The following is an 18,640-nucleotide window of genomic DNA, read 5'->3' as shown; positions in this document are numbered from 1 at the left end:
TTACCCTCCAATCCATGTTGTTTTCTTATTCCATTTCTTTATTAACAAGATAAATGTCGTTAGAATAGGTACTCCATACTCCAAAGGTATATGTAATAAGAAGAGATCAACTTGTAATCCTTCCACTAAATGATCTGAAAAATCCAAAGAAATAAAGATAGAAAAGATGGCAGTAAGACAAGCAAATGGCATAGCAAAATAACGATATGGAATTTTAAAAATATATTCAATCCCCTTAAGACAGCCATATAGGAACACAGAGCTCTTGATTAAGATCCCTAACATCATGATAAAGACAATCAGAGCATCTGTTCTTTCAATAAGTTCCCCAATATTTATTAATCTCGCCGCACTTAGTAGTGGAAAGGTCGTTCGATCGGCAGTTGTCTCTCCTAAGGAAGTCATAATTAGAAAAACAGATGCCATTAATATTAGACTTGCTACTGCAACACCGATCATACTTATTCTCTTACTCATCTTAAAATTGGAGGTATTAGTTAACACAACGGTAAAAGCAATTAACTCTCCAAAAGGAAATGCTAACATGGAGGGTATTACTGCATGTACAACTGGCTTGTAATCAACTAGGATAGGTTGTATTTTATTTAAATCTATTTTTTCTCCGCCATAAAGCAGGATGAATAAAAGTAGAATAAAAACAAAAGTATAGGGAGTAAAAATTTCTGAAGTACGTCCCAACACTTCAATCCCGGTATACAAAATATATCCAATGACGATTAAGAGAAGAAAATTAGTAAATTCTATTGGCGTTATAGGTAATATTGCAATAGAAATTAACTCCCCAAAGTCTCTAACTACTCTGCATGCAATATAGAAAAAATAAGTAGAGTATAATAATGTAAAGACAATAGCCACTTTCCTTGAGAAGCAATACTCAAATATTTCAAAAAGGTTTTTCCCTGGAAGTAAAGACATGAGATAAAGATAAAAGCTCATAATAAGTAACCCGAGAACCATTCCAATTAAAACTGCTATCCAAGCATCTCGCTTTGCTCCCATCCCAATGCCTACTACAATCGAACTACCCAATAAGAAATTGATCACCATTGTAAATATTTGTGTTAAAGACAATTTCTCTGTTAACATGCCCATTTCACACCTTTACAGAATTACTTTAGCCCTCTTGCTCCAAATCACTACCCACTGTTCCATTCTTCTTCTGTTTCATCGCTAATTTTAGTAACATAACACAAACCATTGCTACTGGAATACCAAATTGAAGAGGTATATGTAATAGAAACGGGTTGGAAATTAACCCTTCGTTTAGATGCTCTGTAAAATTCCGACTAATAAACACAGAGAACATGGCTACAATGCAGGTCATCGGAATACTAAAATATCGAAAAGAAAGTTTAAAGGTATATTCTAATGCCTTTAATCCACCGTACATATAAATACAGCTTTTTACTAATGTACCTAGCATCATACAGAATACTACAATCGCATCTATTCTTTGAATAAAGTCACCAATTGATACTAGTCTTGCAGCACTTAGCAACGGGAAGGTAGAACGTAGTGCAATTTCATTTCCTAATGCTAAAATAATCATGATGGAAGTGAGAAATAATAATAGCCCAGATGCTAGAACACTTAATATGATTAATTTCTTACTATACTTCACATTAGAAACACTGCTAAGAATATAAGTTAATACAATTAATTGACCATATGGACGAACTATTTCATATGGAAAAATAACCTCCCATATTGGTTTTAGTCCTTCTCCTAGTATTGGCTTTAGGCTAGAGTAATCTAAGCTTTTACCTACATATAAGAATAAAAAAAGTAACACATTAAGCACTATTCCATAAGGTGTAAAGATTTCAGCAGTTCTTGCTAGAACCTCTAATCCCATGTATAAGATGTATCCCATTAATAAGACGAGCATAACGGTAGAAACTTCAATTGGTGTTAAAGGGAGTACTGTACTTGCAATTAATTCTCCAAAGTCTCTAATTATTCGACAAGCATAGTAAAAAAAATAGATGGCATAAACCATACTCAAGGTAATTGCTATTGGTCGATTAAAACAGTATTCAAACATCTCAAACAAATTCTTACCGGGAGCAAGCGTTGTCATATAAATAAAAAAATAGGTAATACCTATTCCTATTAATAGGGAAATGAGAAGTGCAATCCATGCATCCTCCTTTGCATTTAACCCGAGACCAATGGCAACATTACTCCCTATTTGAAAGTTAAAAACAACCGCTGCTAGTTGTGTCAGAGAAATGTTTTCCTTCTTCATGCTGTATACACTTCCTTTAAAAAGCTCTTTTTCCTAGAAGTTAGTCAACCTTTCTTCTGCTTAGCCTGTGTCTTATTTTTCCTTAAACGCAGATCAACTACAACGGACCAGACAAATCCTAAAATAGCTGTAAAGACAATTGTTAAAGCTCCAGCTCCTACTTCCGCTTCATATATATTCTTAATCGATTTTATAGGACCATGGTGAAAAACAAAAAAATCCAATACCACTGTAAAAACAGACATTAATGTAAAGATTAATATATAGGCAAAAGTAACCATAATAGCCTTCCTTTTATCATTATTGTTAATTCTTGCTATTATCTTGTTTAGTTTGCCAGCTTTTTATTCGTATAATTTTTATTAGCTTTGAAAGAGTCAAGGAAATGTCCCTTTCCACTACATTTAAATCATTTAAACTTGAAAGGTCTTTTTATAAAAAAAAGACCTCACTCGAAGTGAAGTAGCATTTACTACTTTAAAATCAAGTGAGATCCTTTAAAAATATGTTAATTAGTAGATCTATCTTTATAATCTACAATTTCCCCATGGTAAAAGCTTTTTCTTGCTACAGAAATCTTAAGCTCCTTTGCTAACTGCTTAAGCTCTCTTTCTTCTCTTTGTGTTACTAAGCTAATAACTAAGCCCTCTGCTCCAAATCGGCCCGTTCGACCGGAACGATGGATATATTGTGTTTGATTTGTTGCAAGGTCATAATGAACAACATGTGTAATATTAGCTATGTCAAGACCTCTAGCTGCAACATCTGTTGCCAACAACATATTCGTTTTTCCAGAGCGAAAATTTCTTAAAGATTTTTGTCTTTCCATCTTATTCAGATCAGAATGAAGCATGCTTGACTGAATATTTTTATAGCCTAATTTTTCCTGTACGACAGTTAAATTTCCGATGTCCTTTACAAATACAAGAATTTTCGCTTTCTCCAGACGAGAAATTGGCTCTAATAATTTTACTTTATCTCTGTATTCTGCTTGGAAATAGATATGATTTACTTCTTTTGAATCAATTGTTTCATCTTTTTTCACTCGAATAATTTCCGCTTCTTGAACTAGCTCTTCTGCTAATTGTTCTGTTCTCTGTGTTAAAGTGGCAGAAAATAGAACAACTTGACGATCCTTCAATGTTGATTTAATTATTTGCTTTACAGAGTCTAGATGCTCTGCTACTAATAATTGATCTGCCTCGTCCAAAACAACTGTTTTTACTTCATGCATTTTTAATTTCTTTTGTTTTATTAACTCTAATGCTCTACCTGGAGTGCATATAACTAAGTGTGGGTGTTTCTTTAATTTTTCCAGCTGTCTCTTCACATTAGCACCACCGATAAAAGATGCTGCACGGATACCACTGCCTTCTCCCCATTTTTGCACTTCTGATAATATTTGCATTACTAGCTCTTGAGAGGATGCTAAACAAATAGCCTGTATACTTTTAGACTCCGTATCCATCTTATTTAGTAATGGTAATAAATAAGCTAACGTTTTTCCCGTACCTGTAGGTGATTCTGCAATAACATCCTTTCCTTCTAGCAAGGGAGGAATTGTTTTCTCTTGAATAGATGTTATGTTTTTAAAGCCTGATTTTTCCCAATTTTGTTGTATGAAAGGTTTTAATGATTGTATTAATTGCATTTCTAATATATCTTCTCCTTTTATATGGACAGTAACAGCTTCCCAAAAATTATCTTCTTATTATAAATTATTCACTAAAAAATAGATATGTAATCTATCAGAAAAGCAATAAAAATCTGGTGCGCTTAAAGTTCTGCTCCACAATCCGCAGTAAATGTGGAAGCAACTCTAAAAACAACCAGATTTTATATGCTTTATATTAAGGTTTGATCATGACCAACTGTTTGATAAATATCTACTCTATCTTTTATTTTTTTCATTTTAATATCTAATTCATGAGCTGCATCTGCAGCTTCTTTTAACTCGTCTAATAGATGGGATGGTACCCCTTTATCAAACTTATAATAAATCTTGTGCTCTAAGCTTGCCCAAAAATCCATAGCAATGGTTCTTATTTGTATTTCAACAAAAACCTCTTCCATACCCGTACTTAAATAGACGGGTGTGCGAATAATTAAATGCAAGCTTTTGTATCCATTTGGTTTTGGATTTTTTATATAATCTTTTACATTAATAACCGTAATATCATCTTGTTTCTCTAATAATTGGTATATCTCATATATATCAGAAATAAAGGAGCATGTGATACGAACTCCAGCAATGTCATGAATATGCTTCTTCGCATTCTCTACAGTAATATCAAGGCCCTTTCGGCTAAGCTTTTCCATTATTCCCCTAGGGTCTTTAATTCTTGATTTAATATGCTCAATAGGATTGTGATTATGGATGAATTGAAATTCTTCATTTAATATTTTTAGCTTAGTATTTATCTCTTCTAAGGCAAAGCGATAGATAATTAAATTATTTTTCCATTCATTTATTTCGTATGAAAATTCCTCTAAATCGAAGTCATTATTTTCTACATATTTTTTTATATGTGTTAAGCTATCCATTTACTGATAAGTCTCCTTTGGATTCTTATAAACCTTTTCTGCATCTACTCCGATACTCTTTAAAAATTCTATTATCTGATCAATAGTCTTCAAATTAACATCCACCTTTTTTGTAGTGCTCTTTTCATTTTTTACGGATTATCAATTAGCATACGAAGCCATTTTTTTATATAAATCGAACTGTTCAAAGGTTAAAGGCACCGAATCTACTTTTATTTTATACAAAAATGACCGGTCAGTCAATGTGCTAATTCTACCATCTCTGTATTAGAGGTCATTATCTTGTGAAGATTGATGTTGATTTTGCTGTAATTCGTAATAAAATCCTTTTTGATTTACTAACTTCTCATGACTCCCACTTTCTATAATAGTTCCGTGATTTAAAACAAGTATAGTATCAGCGTGCTTAATTGTATTTAATCGGTGTGCCACAACAAAACTTGTTTTCCCTTTCATTAATCGTTTTAAGGCCTCTTGAATTTTCAATTCTGTTATTGTATCAATACTGCTCGTTGCTTCATCTAAAATGAGGATAGCAGGGTCTGCTAAGATGGCTCTAGCAATGGACAATAGCTGTTTCTGCCCTTGACTAATACCGCTTCCATTTGAACGTAGAATCGTGTTATAACCATCAGGCAATTTTGAAATAAATCCATGGGCATTGGCCATTTTTGCAGCATTCTCTACTTCTTTGTCAGAGGCATTTAACTTCCCATATCGAATATTATCTCTAATAGTGCCCTCAAATAAATACGTATCCTGAAGTACAAATCCCATATGAGATCTAAGACTCTCTCTTTTTATGTTTTTAATATCCTGACCATCAATGAGAATTCGCCCACCAGTTGGATTATAAAACCTTGTTACTAACTGGATTATGGTTGTTTTCCCTGCTCCAGTAGGACCAACTAAAGCGATAGTATCTCCATAATTAGCTTTAAAGGTAATATCCTTTAAAATCTCTTTATCTGTATCATAGGAAAACGACACTTGTTGAAAAGTTACATTCCCTTTTATCTGGTCGATCTCTTTCGCAGTAGCTTCATCCGCATCTTCTGGTATTTCATCTAGCACCTCGAAAACACGTTCTGCACCAGCAATGGCAGAAAGTAATGTATTAAATTGATTAGATAAATCATTGAGTGGTCTTGTGAATTGTCTGGAGTACTCAACAAAAATAACAATAACACCAATTGATACTGTGCCATATTTTAATGCTAATAATCCACCAACTCCAACAATTAAGGCATAGCTGGCATTATTGAGCATATTCATTAGCTTTGGAATAAACCCTGAATAAACCTGTGCCCAGTATGCAGCATTTTTTAATTGGTCACTTTTCTCTTTTAATTCCTCTATCATTTTTTCTTCTAAAGAGAATGTTTTTACGATTTTTTGCCCTGAAATGGATTCTTCAATAAGACCATTCAATTCTCCTAGATTCCTTTGTTGCTCTTTAAATAATATACCCGTTCGATTTGTAATCCATCTCATTCCAAAATACATAAAAGGAATTACTATTAATGTTAAAAGAGTCAGCATAGGACTAAGCCACAGCATAACAACTACTGTTCCTATAAGTGTCAATATACTAGAGAAAATTTGAATCACAGAGCTATTTAAAGTGGAACTAACATTTTCAATATCATTCGTCACTCTACTCATGAGTTCCCCATGCTGCTTCTTATCAAAATAGCTAATAGGTAAAGTATGAAATTGCCCAAACAAATCTGTTCGTAATCGAAAGACAGTTGATTGGGAAATTCCTATCATCCAGTAGTTTTGCAGAAACAAAGCAACTGAATTAAAAAAGTAAATAATCCCAAGTCCCAGAAGTAGCCATCCGAAACCACCTAAATGACCATTTACAATATAACGGTCAATTGCATCACCTAGTATATATGGTCCCAATAATCCTAATCCACAGCTTACAGCAACCATTAAAATGACAAGAAAGAGCAACCCTTTTTGGTGTGCTAAGTACTTCCAAAGACGATATAAGGTTTTACTCATATTCTGTGGTTTTTTTCTATTTTTTTTCGAGGAAGACTTTATATCTATATTGGGCTTTGGATAATGAAAGGCATCAGTAAGTTCTTTATACATGCTTCAAAACTCCTTCCCCAGCTTGAGAATTCACGATTTGCTGATAGAGTTTACTTTTTTCCATTAATTGATTATGATTCGCATAATCTAATATCTCACCTGCATCCATCAATAGGATTCGATCTGCTTTCTTAGCAGTGGCGACCTTTTGTGTAATAAGCAAAATGGTACACTGATACTTTGAAATAGCAGCTAATAGCTTTTTCTCTGTTTTTACATCTAATGCACTTGTACTATCATCTAAAAGAAGAATACTTGGTTTTCTAACAAGTGCCCTTGCGATGGATAGTCGTTGTTTTTGCCCACCTGATAGATTGACTCCTTTTTGTCCAATTCTAGTATTATACTGTTCAGGTAATTGAATGATGGTCTCGTGAATCTGTGCATCCTTGGCAGCATCTATAACATCCTCTAGTGTTGCTTTTGGGTTTCCCCACATGATATTTTCTTTAATGGTTCCTGTAAATAACAAAGCTTCTTGCGGTACATAGCCTATCTGATGCCTTAATGTATTTAAAGAATAGGTTGCTACCTCTTGATCATCAATTAAAATATTGCCCTCTTTCGGTTCATATAGTCGAGGTATTAATTGAAAAAGTGTAGACTTTCCTGATCCTGTCGAACCTAATATAGCAATCATTTCCTTTGGATAAATGGTAATATCTATATTATTTAGCGTTCTTTCTTTATTCTCTGGATACTGAAAAGATACATCATTAAAATTAATTTTTCCTTTAATTTTCGATAGCTTAATCCCATCAGGTTGATCAGCATCCTTTTCTTCTTTATCGATTATTTGTTGAAGTCGATCTGCTGAAGCCTTAGAACGGGAAATAATCATTACTAACATACTGACAACAGAGATGGCCGATGTTATACGAAGTGTATAATTAATGATTGCTACTACCTCACCAACCGTAGCTTCACCTGTATTAATCTGCCCTCTTCCAAACCATAAAATGGCGATAATACAAAGATTCATAGCCAATAATAGAAGAGGGACAGTAGTTTCCATTATTCTTAATGCTCTTTGTGTTAATTCTCTAAGATCATCACTTGCTTGAAAGAAACGATTTTTCTCAAAAGTTTTTCTAATATATGCTCGAATAAGCCTTACAGCTGTTAGGTTTTCCAGCATTACATTATTGACAGAGTCTAGTTTTTGTTGGACTGAGGTAAATAAGCGTCTACCGCTACGAACAACATAAATAAACAAGACAACAATTAAAGGAATCGTAATGGCTAAGATAAGTGCCAGCTTTATATTTACGAAGAATGAAAGAACAATTCCTCCAACAACCAAAAGAGGTGCTCGTAATAAAAACCGTAATCCCATAAAGATGGTATTTTGTAATTGAGTAATATCATTTGTTAATCTTGTTATTAAAGATGAACTAGAAAAAGTTTGGCTACTTGCAAAGGTGAAGTATTGAATAATTTGATATAACTCATTCCGAAGACTATAGCCAAAATTCTGACAAACATGTGCAGAATAGAATGTATTGATAATTCCTGCAGCAAATGCCACTAATGAAAAAACAATTAAAAGTCCACCCCAAAAAAGAATGGTATTCATATCTTGGCTTGCTAACCCATCATCAATGATCTTAGCCATAATTAATGGTTGAAATAATTCGACTGCAAGCTCTGTTAACATAAGGATGAGCGCTATCGACACACTCCATTTATATTCTAGAAGTCTACCGAATATTTTGGACATAATTCCCCTCCATCTGTGTCTGCTTTTATTTAAGTAGGAATAATATATGTTTGAAGGAAACGTATTATCCTTCTATCACCTTTCAATTACTTAGGGATACTAAACAATATTTTTTATCATACCTCTTTTTCATTCAATAGAAAACCTCTTTCTCCATTTCATTGCTTGGAAAAACCCCGCATGAAGTCATGCGGGGTAAACTATCCTATTTATGCCGGGTTAACTTAGTCTATAAAAAACTCTTTATACAATGCACTAACTGCTGTTTTTGCAACGGGTTCTTTTACTCCAAACATCATGCTAACCTCTGATGATCCTTGGTTGATCATTTCGATATTGACTCCTGCATCTGCCAAAGCTCTTGTTGCTCGAGCTGTTGTTCCCACATTATGTCTCATTCCTTCTCCAACTAACATAATAAGAGCTAAGTGATGCTGTATTTTAATCTCTTCTACTTGTAACTCTTCTGCAATCTTAGAAAGAATTTCCTTTTCATCTTTTCCCTGTAATTGATTCTCTCTCAAAATAATGGTTACATCATCAATTCCTGATGGCATGTGCTCATAAGAAATGCCATACTCTTCTAAGATAGATAGAATTTTTCTTGCAAAGCCAACTTCTCTATTCATTAAATATTTACTTATATAAATAGAGCAAAAACCTTTATCATTTGCAATACCAATTACTGGACCATTTACATTATTTCTTGAAGCTACAATCTTCGTTCCTCTAGCATTCGGGTTATTTGTATTTTTCACCTGAACTGGTATTCCTGCTCTATATGCGGGAATTAATGCTTCCGCATGAAATACAGAAAAACCTGCATACGATAATTCCCTCATTTCACGATATGTAAGCTCTTTAATTTCCTTTGGATTTTGCACAATAGTAGGGTTAACAGCAAATACAGCATCTACATCCGTAAAATTCTCATAAATTTCCGCCTTCACTCCATTAGCAAGAATAGCTCCAGTTATATCAGAACCACTTCTTGAAAAAGTAACAACCTCTTCATTCGCATTATAACCAAAGAAACCAGGGAAAACGATGACTTCTTTTCTATTTCTAAGTTCATACAAACGATCATAGGATTCTGGTAGTACTTGAGCATTACCAGGTTCATCACTAACGATTAGACCTGCTTCTTTAGGGCTAATATAGACAGCGTCTAGCCCTCTTGATTGAAAGAAATGGGCAACTAATTTAGCGTTATTATCCTCTCCACTTGCTTTCATCACTTCTAGAAATGCCTCTTTATTCTTAGATTGATTTTCTATAAGCTCTAATAAATCGAACTTAATTTGATCAATAATCTCATTAGAAATGTTTAATTCCTTCGCAATACTTGCATACCTATCTACAATTATTTCTAGAATTTCCTGATAATCCTCTCCATGTAAAACATGCTCTGCACATTGTATAAGTAGATCTGTTACTTTTTTGTCTTCCTCAAATCTTTTACCAGGTGCTGAGACGACAACCACTTTTCGTTCCTTTTCTGCCTTTACAATTTGCAAGACTTTTTCTAATTGACTTCCTGATGCTAATGAACTTCCCCCAAACTTTACTACTTTCATTGTTACAACTCCCATACCCGTTTAAATTATCTTTATATTCAAACTAAATTGTCTTTTTTCATTATCCTTGTTCCCTTTAAAAGAAGCAAGAGATTTCCGCGTATCATTTACATATGTTCTTTTCATAAAGACTGCAGAGAAATTATGGCTTCTGTATAATTAACTTTTAAGAAAACTGGCTCCCAACCTCTTTTATTTACATAAATTTTACGTTAAACTAATATTTAGTTAAACGAAATGGTTTACTAGAAAGAAGTGTTTTTATGGAACGTCAGCTCTTTACAAAGAGAAATTTATTTATTATGTGGTTTGCCAACTTTTTTATAAGTGGTTGTATGACAATGGTATTGCCGTTTTTATCACTCTACATCGACTCATTTGGGAATTATTCTAAAGAATATGTTCAGCACTGGTCAGGTATATGTTTCTCCATCACCTTTGTCGCAGCTTTTTTATTTTCACCAATATGGGGGAAAATAGGCGATAAATTCGGAAGGAAAAAAATTCTTATTACCTTAGCGATAGGACTAGGTATCTCTATATTTCTTATGAGCTTTGTCCAATCCGTATGGGCCGTTTTTATTCTTCGCTTTTTCACCGGTTTTTTCACTGGATTTATTCCTATGTCTCAAGCTTTCATCTCTACACAAACACCTAAAAAAATTGCTGGTAGAGTATTAGGAACACTACAAACTGGTAGTATTACAGGTTCGCTAATAGGTCCACTTCTTGGAGGTGTACTTGCAGATAGCTTTGGTTATGCAGATACATTTCGATTTACTTCCATTGCAATATTTATTTCCGCGGCTTTAGTATTTGCTACTAAAGAGTTTGTATTGCCTGTACAAAAAGGGACCAAATCAAGCTATACAAGCAAAGAAGTACTATCTTATATTCTTCGAAACCCAATCTTTATCTCTGTACTACTGATTTCTGCCTTTATTCAAATTGCCCACTTCAGTATTCAGCCTATTCTCTCTCTATTTGTAAGTGAATTACATGGGCCCCAAAACATTGCGTTCTTTTCTGGACTTGCTTTCTCAGCTGCTGGATTAGGTAATTTACTAATGGCGAGAAAATGGGGAGAAATCGGCGACCGTTCTGGACATCTAAAAGTGTTAGTACTGCTATTGTTTATTGCTGGGATTATATATTTCCCAGGAGGATTTGTTGATGAGTATTGGCAGCTCTTAATTATAAGATTTATATTAGGCGTATCTATCGGTGGAATGATTCCTGTTCGTATAGCCTATATTCGACAAGAGGTTCCCATTGCCATGCAAGGTGAGGTAATGGGATATGAAACAAGTCTTCGATTCTTAGGAAATATCATTGGCCCTGCTCTTGGAGGTTTGATAGCAGGTAAATTTGGATTTTCTATGGTATTTTTCTCAACTAGCTTCTTATTACTAGCTAGTGGTATATTCTTGTTCACTATGATGTATAGACATCCTAAATTAGCTAAGCAACATGCTTCTTAACCTAATTAGGTAAACATTTAATTTCCTTTCATTTACTTTTACCTTTTCCTTCTAATGAAGTAAAATAATATTAGTTACATTTTAGGAGGGAAAGTCATTATGGCTAAATCGGCTGCACGTAAAAAACGCGAAAAGCAATTAAGAGAAACAGGATTTGATCAAACAATTAAAAGAGGTACATGGGGTGGTATTGTTCCTGTTACAAAAACAACGAAGACAAAACAAGAACTATTAACCCATAAGGATAAGAAATATAAAAGAAACCATTCTTCTTCTAACAATGATGAGAATGGTTTTTATTTTTCTCAAAATTTCTTTTTTGAAAAGTCGTTGCCTAAATAATCACCTAATTTTATAATGAATAATGAAAATATTTCGATAAAGGTGAATTTAAAATTGGACGTATCTAATAGTAAAGTACAACAAGCAGTAAATATTTACTCATTTAAAGATGGAATAAAAGATTGTGTTCCTACTCTTCTTGGTTATATTAGTATTGGAATTGCGATGGGCGTTGTTGGTATTTCTTCAGGTCTTTCCGTGGTTCACATTTTTCTATTATCCACCTTTGTTTATGCCGGTGCTTCTCAATTCATCATTTGTGCAATGATAGCATCAGCTAGCCCTATAAGTGCCATTATTATGACCACTTTCATTGTAAATTTAAGACATTTACTACTAAGCTCAGCACTAGCTCCTACATTCACAAAATATTCTATTTGGAAAAACATCGGAATCGGGTCACTTGTTACAGATGAATCTTTCGGTGTTGCCATTACTAAAATTGCCCGAAAAGCACCTATAACTGATGCTTGGATGAATGGATTAAACCTGACTGCTTATATCGTATGGATACTCTCTTGTACACTAGGAGGCATTATAGGAGGCTGGTTTCCCGATCCCGCTACTTTCGGTTTAGACTATGCCTTAACTGCCATGTTTATTGCGCTGTTAATTCTTCAATTACAAACCATTGAGCCTAGTAAATTAAGACACTACCTATTTCTTATTGTTTTAATGATTCTCTTTATGTCTATTTTTTCTACTTTTTTATCCAGTAGCTTAAGTGTCATTCTCTCAACTGTTATAGTAGCTACTATAGGGGTGGTGACAGATAAATGATTAGTAATAGTATATTTTTTGCCTTATTAGTAGGTTGTATGCTTGTAACACTTATCCCACGAGTAGTTCCGTTTTTAATAGCTCGTAATTTTACTATCTCAAAACCAGTGGAGAAATGGCTATCCTACTTACCAGTTTGTATCTTTACTGGACTAATTGTTGAAAGCTTACTAAATACAGAAGGAGCTGGCTTTTCCATTAAATGGAGTGTGCTTCTTGCAACGATTCCTACTTTTATTGTAGCAATACTATCGAAAAGCTTGTTAATTACTGTACTTGTTGGTGTAGCTTGTATGGCAGTCGTTCGATTAGTACTATACATATAACACTAAATACTGAGCAAGCCTTGGTCTGCAAAAAGATATGTTGATCTCGGCTGTCTCTTCCATCACACAAATCAAATAGAAAATTCCTTGTCTTTTCCCTCATTACACCAGAGATTTCTAGTCCAAAAACCTAATTCTCCTCCTATCTATTTTCTTTCTCTATAAAGTCTCAACAAATTTCTCCTACTTTCATTCCTTTTCTATGAAGTTTATAATAAAATATTGGTTATATTATTGGTATAATTATATTTATATACATCCGATTGTCGTTGTTGTTTCATGAGGCTAGTTAATATGCTTAGTACCTCGTTGAAAATAATAACTATTCCCGATGGTGTTACTAGTAAATATACATATTGAAAGGTGGCTACAATCTTGGAGATCAACTCTAATTTTATAAAAAATATAATGAAAGAAGATTTAGAAACAGGGAAGCATGACAAAGTAATCACTCGTTTTCCTCCTGAGCCAAATGGATACCTACATATCGGACATGCTAAATCCATATTTATAAATTTTGGCTTGGCTGATGAGTTCGGAGGTCAAACAAATCTTCGTTTTGATGACACAAATCCACTAAAAGAAGATGTGGAGTATGTAAACTCTATTAAAAAAGATGTTGAATGGCTTGGATACGAATGGGAAAATCTTTTATTTGCTTCTGACTACTTCGAAGAGATGTATAACAGAGCAGTTCTATTAATTAAAAAAGGACTTGCTTATGTAGATGATTTATCTGCAGATGAAATTCGTGAACACCGTGGAACATTAACAGAACCAGGAAAAGAAAGTCCATATCGTACTCGCTCTATTGAAGAGAGTTTACAATTATTTGAAGCAATGCGTAATGGTGAATATGGTAATGGAGAAAAAGTACTTCGTGCCAAAATTGATATGGCTTCTCCTAATATTAATTTAAGAGATCCTGTTATCTATCGTATAGCACATGCAACACATCACAATACAGGAGATAAATGGTGTATCTATCCAATGTATGCATTTGCTCATCCATTAGAGGATGCCATCGAAGGAGTAACTCATTCCCTTTGTACAACAGAGTTTGAGGACCAACGTCCACTTTATGATTGGGTTATTCGTGAGTGTGAAATGGAAAGTACGCCTCAACAAATTGAGTTTGGCCGTTTAAACATTACAAATACCGTTATGAGTAAGCGAAAGTTAAAGCTATTGGTTGATGAAAATTATGTGGATGGTTGGGATGATCCTCGTATGCCTACCATTTCTGGTTTAAGAAGAAAAGGTGTAACACCTGAAGCAATACGCAACTTCAGTATGGAATTAGGTATTTCAAAAGGATCTGGTGCAGTTGATGCTGCTATGCTTGATCATTTTGTACGTGAAGATTTAAAATTAAAAGCTCCACGTACAATGGGAGTATTAAATCCACTTAAGGTCGTGATCACGAACTATCCTGAAGGGGAAGTGGAAATGCTAGATGCAGAAATTAATCCAGAAAATCCTGAAATGGGAATTAGACAAATACCTTTTTCCCGCGAAATTTATATTGAACAAGAAGATTTCATGGAGAACCCTCCAAAGAAATACTTCCGTTTGTTCCCTGGAAATGAAGTTCGCTTAAAGCATGCTTACTTTATTAAATGTGAAGAAGTCATTAAAGATGAAGAAGGCAATGTTATTGAGTTACATTGTACGTATGATAAAGAAACAAAAAGTGGTTCTGGATTTACTGGTAGAAAAGTAAAAGGTACCTTACATTGGGTAGAAGCAACACAAGCTATTCCTGCAGAGTTCCGCCTTTTTGAACCATTAATTAATGATGATGATGAAATGGAAGATGGCAAAACATTCTTAGATTACGTTAATCCTAAATCCCTAGAAATCATTCAAGGATTCATTGAACCAAACATGAAGGATGTACAAGCACAAGACAAATTCCAATTCTTCCGTCATGGTTATTTCAATGTAGATACTAAATACACAACAGCTGAAATGCCTGTATTTAACCGCATTGTTTCATTGAAGAGTTCTTTTAAACTTTAAATTTTAGACAAAAGCTGTGTAATTGGTTACACGGCTTTTTGTTTTGCTCTTCTGTTTTCCCTCATACTGATCCATATTTGTTGTTTGTTTTTTATATGGGAATTCGTTCTTTTGTTTTTCTACCATGAACGACCTTTTTTTCTTTTTTTTAGCATTTCGAGCTTTCATTTCTTGAATGAACGACCTTTTTTCTTTTTTTTAACATTTCGGGCTTTCATTCCCTGGATGAATGACCTTTTTTTCTTTTTTCCAGCATTTCGGGCTTTCATTTCTTGAATGAACGACCTTTTTTTCTTTTTTCCAGCATTTCGGGCTTTCATTTCTTAAATGAATGACCTTTTTTTCTTTTTTTCAGCATTTCGGGCTTTCATTCCCTGGATGAATGACCTTTTTTTCTTTTTTTCAGCATTTCGGGCTTTCATTTCTTGAATGAACGACCTTTTTTTCTTTTTTCCAGCATTTCGGGCTTTCATTTCTTGAATGGACGACCTTTTTCTCTTTTTTTCAGCATTTCGGGCTTTCATTTCCCAAATGAACGATCTTTTTCTCTCTTCTCATATATATTTCGAGCTTTCATCCCCAAACAAAAAAAGAAAGTCAGAATAAATCTCCCAACTCTCTCTTTCCTCATTTTATTACCATGTAGTAGTTGTAACCTTAACTGTATTTGCTAGCCAATCATATTGTAATAATCGCAGTTCAAATAATCTTAACGGATCGTGGAACATTGCTGGATTCTTTTTCAAACGACTTAGTAAATCTCTATATTCCTCGATTTCTGTTGTTTTTACTTCTACTGTCGTTTGAAGTGTTTGTATCGGTTGAACATAGAATAACTGAATATCCCTTGCTAGCCCTTTTTCATAAAAATCAAATTGTTGAAGAACCTTTTCTGCGACTTCATTCGCTACTTCTTGGAAATCTTCTGTTTCCATATATTTCTGATATTTACTTTGTAGCATTTTTTTATTTTGCTGCATAACACCTAGCAGTTTCCCTGCACTTTTCAAGAACATTTGTGAGGGATTGAAACGCATAAATATATTTAACTGATCTACTTGCATTCCACCAGTCAAACGACGTGCATCTCTATGCCAATCATCAATAATGGAGAAATCGCATGTTAATGTAAGTGTTTGTTCTTGATAGATATCGTTAAAGCTCTCTTTCAATTCATTTAGAAAAATCTGGCTCTTTTCTAATTCTGTCTGTGAATGCTGAATCCAATCTTCTGTATGTTGATGAACTCTTGGAACCATTGTTTCTTGTAGATAACTATTAATACGCTTATTCATCTCTTCATTTAATATTAGATGAATTTTACTAAAATCACTATCTTCTTTGACTAGTTCTTTACAGTTTCTAAGAAGCTCTGGAACTTCCTTTATTATTTCTTCTTTTATATTTCTCTTCAAATCATGAAACTGTTTGATTACTAAATCAGATTGCATTGCTTCCATATCAATTAGCTGATTTTTCGCTCCGGACAGCTTACTAACCATCTCTTCATATACTTGTAAAGAAGTTTGTAAGCTACTTTCCATTTCCACTCTCTTATCTAATAAACTCGTAATAAGATCTTGGATGATTGTAGTGCTTTTGGATAATCGCTCTTCTTTCACATCTCTCTCTTGAAAATGCTGTGTATAATATAGACTAATTTCATCCAATTGTGAATGTGGATTCTCTTGTTTAGAATAAATAAAAATTTTACTATCTGAAAAATAGTGTTGTATGGTGCTAATGGCTTTTTGCAAGCGTTTGGTAGCTACTCTATCATGATCCACATCATCCACATAGATTAAAAATTGTATCGTTAGATGAGGAGATTTCTCTTTCCACTGATTAAGCTGCTCATATTCGGTGTAGGAAAAAACAGCTTTTTCATTAATAACAAATAACAAGCTGTCTGCTAGTAATGCATAATCACAGTAAGAATCCTCACTAACAAAAGGTGCTGTTGAAACTGTCCATTTATTCTCTCTTAAGTAGGAAGAAGGAGCATAGAGATTAAAGACTCTTGGATTTTCCGTGTAATCATGAATATTTAATAATTCATCATAAAAGTTAGTTAAGTTATCCATTGTAACGAATCCTGAGTCTGTTAATTCTTTCATTTCAAGGTAGTCTTGATCCTGAATCGTTACAACAGCTTTTGTTTCTTCAGCAAGTATGGTTTCGCCAATAAGTTCATTAATATACGTATTTACTCCACTACCAGTAGAACCTAACATGAGTATATGATTGTTTTGAGATGGAATATACTCCATTACTTTACGAGAAAATTTATGATCAATATGAATATCATGCTTGTTTGCCCAAGTAACAATAGATTGGAATAAAGACATAAATTCCTCTGTTCCTACATCGCTATTAGACGCTAGATTAATATTTGTCTCCGCTTGCTCTACGACTGAGCGATCAATAGATTCTTTGAACATCTCATTCCATGCTAACACAGCTGATGCTGCAGTATGCTTTTTCTCATCCACAGCAGATAAGAAATAGTTTGCTAATAAAGAGGGGATGAATTCTTTCACTTCATTAATCGGGTATTTACCGCTAATTAAATAGTGGTAGGATTTTTCAATAACCTCTGCAAGACTATTTTCTTCTTCTTCACTTGGAACAAAAATTTCGTTAAATAATTGGACCCATGCTAGATTATGAGTAGTTTCTTGATAATTTGGCCACATAGCAACTACTAATCTAGTAAATGTTGGACGATCTAGCTCTTGAACATTTTGTAACGTTTCCTTAAAATAAGAAGGTGGATAATTCTTTATTAATTCTAATTTACTGTATGGAATAAGGGCATCATACCACTTAAGTGAATCTGTTCTTAACCCTTCATGAACTGCAAGTTGAATCGCTTCATCCCATTCTTGTTGTTCCTCATAATACTTTTTAGCAATAGTTGTAATATTTGCATAGTCTGGATTAGAGATAACTAGACTTTTTATCATATCTAATGCCATTTCATGATTCCCTTTTTGAAGGTACAATGAAAATAATTGTAATGATATTTCTGTAGTTAATAAATCGGAGTCTGTTGCAATAGATTTATAAAAACTTTCCGCTGTTGAATACTCTTCTAATTCAAGATAGGCATCTGCTAGATTCTTTTTTGCCCATGGCTCTAATTCTCCGCTTATATTCTCCCATTTGAAAATAGCAGCCTCGTAATCATGATATTGAAAATACAATTCACCCTGTGCAAAACGGATAGAAGTCATATCTGGCACATTTTTTCTTTGCTCTTGCATATATAATTGTCCTAGAACCTCAAAAGGCAGTTCATCTCTATCCTTTGTATAGCTTTCATAATAAGTTTTTTCTATTAATTTCTTTTCTAAAGTCATAACTTCCCCCTGTTATTTAAGTATCGAAATGTCCCTTTAGAGCTACATGACTAAGTATGATATTTATGCTTTACTTTCCATTTTATGATTTTTTGCTATCCTTCATTTTAG

At 33.8% G+C, this 18,640-nt stretch carries 17 protein-coding genes; 5 read left to right on the top strand and 12 right to left on the bottom strand.

Annotated features, from left to right (window positions below; genetic code table 11):
• From F9279_RS02395 to F9279_RS02360, 8 genes are all read right to left on the bottom strand, one after another.
• Positions 1-1,107 (bottom strand): GerAB/ArcD/ProY family transporter, encoded by a 1,107-nt coding sequence (locus F9279_RS02395; protein ID WP_152111046.1) that lies wholly within the window; start codon positions 1,105-1,107, stop codon positions 1-3.
• A 28-nt stretch (positions 1,108-1,135) separates the two neighbouring features.
• Positions 1,136-2,269, bottom strand: coding sequence for a GerAB/ArcD/ProY family transporter (locus F9279_RS02390; RefSeq protein ID WP_152111045.1), 1,134 nt, complete (start codon positions 2,267-2,269; stop codon positions 1,136-1,138).
• A 44-nt stretch (positions 2,270-2,313) separates the two neighbouring features.
• Positions 2,314-2,550: a hypothetical protein gene (locus F9279_RS02385; protein ID WP_152111044.1), complete on the bottom strand. Its 237-nt coding sequence runs from the start codon at positions 2,548-2,550 to the stop codon at positions 2,314-2,316.
• A 227-nt stretch (positions 2,551-2,777) separates the two neighbouring features.
• A complete protein-coding gene (locus F9279_RS02380; protein ID WP_152111043.1) occupies positions 2,778-3,920 on the bottom strand; it encodes a DEAD/DEAH box helicase in 1,143 nt (380 codons plus the stop codon).
• 194 nt (positions 3,921-4,114) lie between these two features.
• A complete protein-coding gene (locus F9279_RS02375; RefSeq protein ID WP_152111042.1) occupies positions 4,115-4,813 on the bottom strand; it encodes a GTP pyrophosphokinase family protein in 699 nt (232 codons plus the stop codon).
• 267 nt (positions 4,814-5,080) lie between these two features.
• Positions 5,081-6,919 carry an ABC transporter ATP-binding protein gene (locus F9279_RS02370; protein ID WP_152111041.1) on the bottom strand — a complete coding sequence of 613 codons (1,839 nt, stop codon included), beginning with the start codon at positions 6,917-6,919 and terminating at the stop codon, positions 5,081-5,083.
• A complete protein-coding gene (locus tag F9279_RS02365) occupies positions 6,912-8,639 on the bottom strand; it encodes an ABC transporter ATP-binding protein (RefSeq protein WP_152111040.1) in 1,728 nt (575 codons plus the stop codon). Before F9279_RS02365 ends, F9279_RS02370 begins: the two co-directional genes overlap by 8 nt.
• A gap of 224 nt (positions 8,640-8,863) precedes the next feature.
• Entirely contained in the window at positions 8,864-10,216 is a 1,353-nt protein-coding gene (locus F9279_RS02360; protein ID WP_152111039.1) for an aspartate kinase, read from the bottom strand.
• 263 nt (positions 10,217-10,479) lie between these two features.
• Between F9279_RS02360 and F9279_RS02355 the strand changes: the two genes are divergently transcribed.
• From F9279_RS02355 to F9279_RS02335, 5 genes are all read left to right on the top strand, one after another.
• A complete protein-coding gene (locus F9279_RS02355) occupies positions 10,480-11,697 on the top strand; it encodes an MFS transporter (RefSeq protein WP_152111038.1) in 1,218 nt (405 codons plus the stop codon).
• Between the two features lie 99 nt (positions 11,698-11,796).
• Complete coding sequence (locus F9279_RS02350; RefSeq protein ID WP_152111037.1) at positions 11,797-12,039, top strand: hypothetical protein; 243 nt, start codon at positions 11,797-11,799, stop codon at positions 12,037-12,039.
• A gap of 15 nt (positions 12,040-12,054) precedes the next feature.
• Complete coding sequence (locus F9279_RS02345) at positions 12,055-12,819, top strand: AzlC family ABC transporter permease (RefSeq protein ID WP_152111036.1); 765 nt, start codon at positions 12,055-12,057, stop codon at positions 12,817-12,819.
• Positions 12,816-13,145 (top strand): AzlD domain-containing protein, encoded by a 330-nt coding sequence (locus F9279_RS02340; protein WP_152111035.1) that lies wholly within the window; start codon positions 12,816-12,818, stop codon positions 13,143-13,145. The genes F9279_RS02345 and F9279_RS02340 overlap by 4 nt, the downstream gene beginning before the upstream one ends.
• 375 nt (positions 13,146-13,520) lie before the next feature.
• The gene (locus F9279_RS02335) at positions 13,521-15,167 is read left to right on the top strand and encodes a glutamine--tRNA ligase/YqeY domain fusion protein (protein ID WP_152111034.1); all 1,647 of its coding nucleotides are present in this window, start codon (positions 13,521-13,523) and stop codon (positions 15,165-15,167) included.
• A gap of 3 nt (positions 15,168-15,170) precedes the next feature.
• On the opposite strand, the gene F9279_RS24890 is transcribed toward F9279_RS02335, so the two are convergent.
• The 4 genes from F9279_RS24890 to F9279_RS02325 all read right to left on the bottom strand — a co-directional run bounded on the left by F9279_RS24890 (position 15,171) and on the right by F9279_RS02325 (position 18,529).
• Complete coding sequence (locus F9279_RS24890) at positions 15,171-15,335, bottom strand: hypothetical protein (RefSeq protein ID WP_193224408.1); 165 nt, start codon at positions 15,333-15,335, stop codon at positions 15,171-15,173.
• Entirely contained in the window at positions 15,332-15,487 is a 156-nt protein-coding gene (locus tag F9279_RS24885) for a hypothetical protein (protein WP_193224407.1), read from the bottom strand. The genes F9279_RS24890 and F9279_RS24885 overlap by 4 nt, the downstream gene beginning before the upstream one ends.
• 3 nt (positions 15,488-15,490) lie before the next feature.
• On the bottom strand, positions 15,491-15,691 hold the full coding sequence (locus F9279_RS02330; protein WP_152111033.1) for a hypothetical protein: 201 nt from the start codon (positions 15,689-15,691) through the stop codon (positions 15,491-15,493).
• Between the two features lie 111 nt (positions 15,692-15,802).
• Complete coding sequence (locus F9279_RS02325) at positions 15,803-18,529, bottom strand: hypothetical protein (protein WP_152111032.1); 2,727 nt, start codon at positions 18,527-18,529, stop codon at positions 15,803-15,805.
• Positions 18,530-18,640: the final 111 nt, after the last annotated feature.

Source organism: Bacillus sp. B1-b2 (genome assembly GCF_009183415.1).
Lineage (GTDB): Bacteria > Bacillota > Bacilli > Bacillales > Cytobacillaceae > Niallia.
The sequence above is the reverse complement of the archived record's forward strand: the minus strand, read 5'-3'. Positions and strand labels throughout refer to the sequence as shown.